The sequence below is a fragment of the Flavobacterium sp. genome (genome assembly GCF_043779715.1).
GTDB lineage: Bacteria > Bacteroidota > Bacteroidia > Flavobacteriales > Flavobacteriaceae > Flavobacterium.
The window spans coordinates 1-6,890 of record NZ_JAYWDT010000184.1 but is presented as its reverse complement, the minus strand read 5'-3'; the positions used below and the strand labels follow the sequence as shown (position 1 = coordinate 6,890).

Sequence of the window (6,890 nt, the reverse complement as noted above, 5' to 3'; positions counted from 1 at the left end):
TGTAATTTTGGATTCAAAAAGCCTCATATTTAAAAAACTAGAAGATTTCATCAAGAAATTTTATACCAACGAATTGTTACGTGGGACAATTTTCTTTATTGGTCTGGGATTACTTTATCTTTTTGCCACCAGTTTTATCGAATATTTCTTTTGGTTAAAACCAACGGGAAGAACATTTTTGTTTGTAGTATTTGTTTTGGTTCAGCTATTTTTGTTAGGAAGATTTATTGCGTTTCCAATATTCAAATTGTTTAAACTTCAAAAAGGAATCGATTATACTGAAGCTTCTAAAATTATTGGCAACCATTTTACTGAGGTAAATGATAAGTTGATTAATTTCCTTCAACTATCAGAAGACAAAAACCAGTCGGAATTACTTTTAGCATCAATAAATCAAAAAGCAAATTCACTGCAACCGATTCCTTTTTCTAATGCTATCGATTTTAAAAAGAACAAAAAGTTCTTGCCATTAGCAATCATTCCTTTGTTTTTTGTTTTGTTTCTCATGCTTTCAGGGCAACAAAAACTCATTACCGAAAGCATGAATCGTGTGGTAAATTACAAACAACAATTTTTGCCTCCAGCGCCGTTTGCTTTTACATTGGTAAACAAAAATTTGCAAACTGAACAAAACAAAGATTTTATTTTGAAAGTAAAAACTATTGGAAACGTTGTTCCGGAAAAAGCCATGATTTTTATAGATGACGAAAGTTATTTTATGGAAAACACGAAGCAAGGAGAATTTCAATTTGTATTAACCAAACCCATGCAAAACATCGATTTTCATATCGAAGCCAACGAAGTTTCTTCTGTCGATTATACTTTGAATGTGATTACCGTTCCTGCGATTGCAAATTTTGAGATGTTACTTAATTTCCCTAATTATTTGAATAAGAAATCAGAAACAATCAAAGGAACTGGAAATGCAATTGTTCCCGAAGGCACGCAAATTACTTGGACAATTAATACTGTTGCGACTCAAAACATCAATCTGATTGAAGCAAATAAATCTTATTCGTTTGCAAATTCTGGAAACACATTCAATTTAAGTAAAAATATATTTCAAAATACAGAATATCAGATATTTACTTCTAATAAAGCAGTAAAAAACTACGAAAAACTCAATTATGCTATTAATGTTGTAAAAGATCAGTTTCCAACAATCAAAGTGGAGATGGCTGCCGATAGTTTAAAGGGTTCTAAAGAATATGTTTTAGGCCAGATTTCGGATGATTACGGATTTTCGAAGCTTAGTGTTGTTTATTTTCCAAAGGATAATCCACAAGCTGCCAAGCGTGGAACTATACCTGTAAAGGAAAGTAATTTCGATCAATTTGTATTTTCTTTTCCGAGCACCTTGCCTATTACCGATGGTGTAGCGTATGAATATTATTTTGAAGTTTTTGATAACGATGCCATCCATCATTACAAAAGCACAAAATCATCTGAGTTTTTGTATCGTGAATCTACCGTCGAAGAAAAAGAAAATGAAAATTTGCAACAGCAAAATGAGAATATCAATGCTTTAGAAAAATCATTAAATAATCAAGACAAGCAAAATTCTGAATTAGAAAAATTGCAGAAAAACAATAAAGAAAAAAAAGATTTAGATTATAAAGACAAGCAAAAATTAGATGACTTCGTAAAACGTCAGAAACAACAAGACGAAATGATGAAGGAGTTTTCTGAAAAGATTAAAGATAATTTAGAAAAATTTAAGGCTGAAGAAAATGACCCGAAAAAGGAATTATTGAAACAACGTTTAGAAAAATCGAAAGAAGAATTAGAAAAAAATCAGAAGCTTCTGGACGAATTAAAACGATTGAATGAAAAATTAGACCAAGAAGAAATACAAGAAAAATTAGAAAAGTTTCAACAGAAAAGTAAAAACCAAACCAAGACTTTAGAGCAATTGGTTGAGTTGACTAAAAGATATTATGTCGAGAAAAAAGCAGAACAACTCGCAGACAAGTTAGATAAGCTTGCTGAAAGGGAAGATAAGCTTGCTGATGATAAGAAAGAAAATTCTGAAGAAAAACAAAACGAAATCAATAAGGAATTTGATAAAATTCAACAAGAATTAAAAGATCTTGATAAAGAAAATAAAGAACTAAAATCACCATTAGATATTCCTCAAGATAAAGAAAAAGAGGAAAGCATTGATAAAGATTTGCAAAAAGCATCGGAAGAATTACAAAAGCAACAAAAGGAAAAAGCCGCACCAAAACAAAAAAGTGCAGCCAAGAAGATGAAAGAGATGAGTCAGAAAATGGGTGAAGAGATGGAAGGCGGAGAGAAAGAGCAAATGGAAGAAGACGTAGCAATGCTTCGTCAAATTCTAGATAATTTGTTGGCGTTTTCGTTTTCACAAGAATCATTAATTAAGAATTTTAAAGCGATTACGAATACATCAAATGCATTTTCGAAACACTTAAAAACGCAACAAGATTTAAAACAACAATTCAAACATGTCGATGATAGTTTGTTTGCGATGTCTTTGCGTAATCCAAAAATAAGCGAACAAATAACAACTGAAATTGGAAAAGTTCATTATAACATTGATAAAAGCATCGACTTGCTTTCCGACAATCAAATTGCCAGAGGAACATCAAGTCAACAATTTTCTTTGACAAGCGCGAATAATTTAGCCAATTTTTTAAGTGATGTTTTAAACAGTATGCAAATGTCGCTTTCGGGAATGGGCAAAGGAAAACCGAAACCAGGAAAAGGAAAGGGTGGCGGAATGCAATTGCCAGATATTATCAAAAAGCAACAAGGTCTTGGTGAGAAAATGAAAGATGGTAAAGGTAAAGGTGATAAACCTGGAGAGAAGCCGGGAGAAAAACCAGGTGATGGAAAGGATGGTAAATCAGGAAAAGATGGCAAGTCTGGAAAAGACGGAAAATCTGGACAAGGAAGCGATGGAAAAGGCGATGGTGAAAACGGACAAGATGGTGAGGGTGATGCAAAAGCAGTTTTAGAAATTCTTAAAGAGCAACAACAATTGCGTGATGCTTTGCAAAAGGAACTCGAGAAAAATGGTTTGGGAGGTGCTGGACAAAATGCTTTAGATCAAATGAAGCAAATCGAAAAGCAATTAATCAACAAAGGTTTTTCTAATGATGCAATTCAAAAAGCACTCAACTTGAAGTATGAATTACTCAAATTAGAGAAAGCGATTCAAGAACAAAATCAAGATTCGAAAAGACAATCGAATACAAATAAAAAGGGTTTTAATAACACCGCAAATCCCCTACCGCATAAGCTTCAAGAATATTTAAATAGTATTGAAATTTTAAATAGACAAACACTACCTTTGCGCTCGAATTTTAACCGCAAGGTTCAAGAATATTTTAAGAAAAATGATTAGTTTTAATTACGAAATAGATTTCGAAATACTAGAAGAAACCATTTACACGGATTGGATATCTAGTGTTATAATTTCAGAAAATAAATCTGAAGGGGAGATAAATTATATCTTCTGCGACGATGATTATTTGGTTGAAATTAACCAGCAATATTTAAATCACGATACGTTAACAGACATTATAAGTTTCGATTATTCGCTAGGAAATGAAATACATGGTGATATTTACATCTCTATCGAAAGGGTTCGTGAGAATGCAGATGAGTTTAAAGTTTCTTTTGAAGAAGAATTAAAACGCGTGATGATTCACGGTATTTTGCACTACTGCGGTTACAAAGATAAATTTGAGCCGGACGAGTTATTAATGCGCTCCAAAGAAGATGAAAAAATAAAATTGTTTCACGTGAAACAAAATTAATTACAAATTTTAAATTACGAATTACAAATCTGTTCCACGTGAAACATTGATTTGTAATCTATATTTTTAAATTACGTTCCACGTGGAACAAAGCATAATAGAATTAGAGTCGCGAACATAATTCGTAATTCGTAATTCGTAATTCGTAAATAAATATGTTTTTAGAAGAATATGATGTTATAGTTGTTGGTGCTGGTCACGCAGGTTGCGAGGCTGCTGCGGCATCGGCAAATTTGGGTTGCTCTACCCTATTGGTTACAATGAGTTTGCAGAACATTGCGCAAATGTCTTGTAATCCCGCTATGGGGGGAATAGCCAAAGGGCAAATAGTTCGAGAGATTGATGCTCTTGGTGGTTATTCGGGAATTGTTTCAGACAAAACAGCCATTCAATTCAAGATGCTTAACAAGTCTAAAGGACCTGCAATGTGGTCACCAAGAGTTCAAAGTGATCGTATGCGTTTCTCAGAAGAATGGCGATTGATGCTTGAAGGAACTCCAAATCTAGATTTTTATCAAGAAATGGTTTCTGGAATGGTTATCGAGAACAACAAAGTTCTCGGCATTAAAACATCATTAGGTTTGACCATTCGAGGTAAATCTGTTGTGCTTACTAATGGAACTTTCTTGAACGGATTAATTCATATTGGCGACAAACAGTTTGGTGGAGGTCGTGCTGGAGAAAGTGCCGCTTACGGAATTACAGAAGATTTGGTTAAAGTAGGTTTCGAATCAGGAAGAATGAAAACAGGAACACCACCTCGAGTAGATGGTCGTTCGTTAGATTATTCTAAAATGAATGTGGAAGCTGGAGATGTAAACCCATCGAAATTTTCGTATTCAGATATAACAAAACCATTGGCACGCCAAAGAGATTGTCACATGACTTATACCTCTCTTTTAGTTCATGATATATTGCGTGAAGGTTTCGAACGTTCGCCAATGTTTAATGGTCGAATTAAAAGTTTGGGTCCAAGATATTGTCCTTCTATCGAAGATAAAATAAATCGTTTTGCAGATAAAGATAGACACCAATTGTTTGTAGAGCCTGAAGGTTGGAATACTTGCGAGGTTTATGTAAACGGATTTTCTACTTCTTTGCCAGAAGACATTCAATTTAAAGCATTGCGTTCGGTGGTTGGTTTCGAAAAAGTAAAATTCTTCAGAGCTGGTTATGCTATCGAATATGATTACTTCCCTCCTACACAACTCAAACACACATTGGAAACTAAATTGGTTGAAGGTTTGTATTTTGCAGGGCAAATAAACGGAACTACTGGTTACGAAGAAGCTGCTTCTCAAGGATTGATGGCTGGAATTAATGCCGCACTCAAGGTGAAAGAACAAGAACCTTTAATCTTAAAACGTGACGAAGCTTATATAGGTGTTTTGATAGACGATTTAATCACCAAAGGAACCGAAGAGCCATACAGAATGTTTACTTCTCGTGCCGAATTCAGAACATTGTTGCGTCAGGATAATGCCGATTTTAGGTTAACGCCAATGTCTAATAAAATTGGTTTGGCTTCTGATGCTCGTTTGAAACGAATGGAACACAAACTGAATGAATCAGAAAAAATGGTAGCTTTCTTCAAAGAAACTAGCATTACTCCTGCCGAAGCAAATCCGATTTTAATTGCTAAAGAAACTGCCGAAGTAAATCAAACGGATAAAATTTTTAAGATTCTATCTCGCCCACAAATTGAGTTGGCTGATGTTCTAAAATTTAATAATGTGGCAGAATATGTTGCCAGTCATGATTTAGATCAAGAAATATTAGAACAAGCAGAAATTCAAGTAAAATATTCTGGTTATATAGATAAAGAAAGAGCCAATGCCGAAAAACAAACCCGATTGGAGGATTTAAAAATCCCAGAAAACTTCGATTTCCATCAAATAAAATCGATGTCTATAGAAGCCAAACAAAAATTATCTAAAATAAGACCCGTAACTATTTCGCAAGCTTCAAGAATTTCTGGAGTTTCGCCAAGTGATATTTCGGTATTATTGGTTTTCCTTGGGAGATAAGTCAATTGTTCCACGTGAAACTTAATCAAAATTAATAACTAACATTCATAGCAAATTACAATATGAATTTTCAAAACCAATCTGTTTTTATCAAAGTAAAAGACAATTCAGTATCAAAAGAAAGTTTTGAGTTGTTTATTGATGAAGAATTACAATTACTAAAAACGCATCCGCAACCGTCGTTAGATGTTCTTCCAAAATATTACGAAAGCGAAGATTATATTTCACATACCGATGGTAAACGTTCTTTGTTCGAGAAGTTATATCAAATTATTAAATCATATTCGTTAAACAAAAAAGTAAGTTTAATAAATACTCTTCATTCACAAAAAGGAAGTTTATTAGATATTGGTGCAGGAACTGGCGATTTTTTAGCCACAGCAAAAAAATCAGATTGGAAAATTACAGGAATTGAACCAAATGAAAAAGCAAAAGCAATTTCAATTTCAAAAGGCGTTTCTTTTGCAGATAATTTAGAAAGTATCGAACCTCATTCTTTCGACGTAATTACAATGTGGCACGTTCTAGAACACGTTCCTGATTTAGAAAATCAAATCATAGAATTAAAGAGATTATTAAAACCAAACGGAACAATAATTATTGCGGTGCCAAATTATAAATCATTTGATGCAAAATATTATGGAGCGTTTTGGGCTGCTTATGATGTACCAAGACATTTGTGGCATTTCTCTAAAATTTCTATCGAAAAATTATTTGCTAGAGAGAATATGAAATTGATAAGAATCCTTCCAATGATTTTTGATAGTTTTTATGTGTCGCTTTTATCAGAAAAATATAAAAATGGAAAAATGAATTTCATAAAAGCTTTTTACATCGGATTGAAGTCAAATATGAAAGCAAAACGAAATTTAGAGTATTCGTCACACATTTATGTGATAAAAAACAACTAAAAATGATTTTAAACACTTTTTAGAATCGTTTTCGACTAGAAAGATATAAATTCATACAAAAAAACAAATTTTGGCTTAAAACGAATTTATAAAAGCCTATTTTAATAATGAAAAACTATATGTATTAATCAAACCATAAGATTTTATTATAATTAGCGTTTCGATAA

The 6,890-nt window shown here is 32.9% G+C and carries 4 protein-coding genes; all 4 read left to right on the top strand.

Annotated elements, in window-relative coordinates; translation table 11 throughout:
• Positions 1 to 7: 7 nt before the first annotated feature.
• The 4 genes from ACH2BG_RS08970 to ACH2BG_RS08955 all read left to right on the top strand — a co-directional run bounded on the left by ACH2BG_RS08970 (position 8) and on the right by ACH2BG_RS08955 (position 6,723).
• Entirely contained in the window at positions 8 to 3,370 is a 3,363-nt protein-coding gene (locus ACH2BG_RS08970) for a hypothetical protein (protein WP_395047354.1), read from the top strand.
• Complete coding sequence (gene ybeY / locus ACH2BG_RS08965; RefSeq protein WP_395047353.1) at positions 3,363 to 3,785, top strand: rRNA maturation RNase YbeY; 423 nt, start codon at positions 3,363 to 3,365, stop codon at positions 3,783 to 3,785. The genes ACH2BG_RS08970 and ybeY overlap by 8 nt, the downstream gene beginning before the upstream one ends.
• 155 nt (positions 3,786 to 3,940) lie before the next feature.
• Positions 3,941 to 5,812, top strand: a complete 1,872-nt coding sequence (gene mnmG, locus ACH2BG_RS08960) for a tRNA uridine-5-carboxymethylaminomethyl(34) synthesis enzyme MnmG (protein ID WP_395047352.1) — start codon at positions 3,941 to 3,943, stop codon at positions 5,810 to 5,812.
• 62 nt (positions 5,813 to 5,874) lie between these two features.
• Positions 5,875 to 6,723, top strand: a complete 849-nt coding sequence (locus ACH2BG_RS08955) for a class I SAM-dependent methyltransferase (RefSeq protein WP_395047351.1) — start codon at positions 5,875 to 5,877, stop codon at positions 6,721 to 6,723.
• Positions 6,724 to 6,890: the final 167 nt, after the last annotated feature.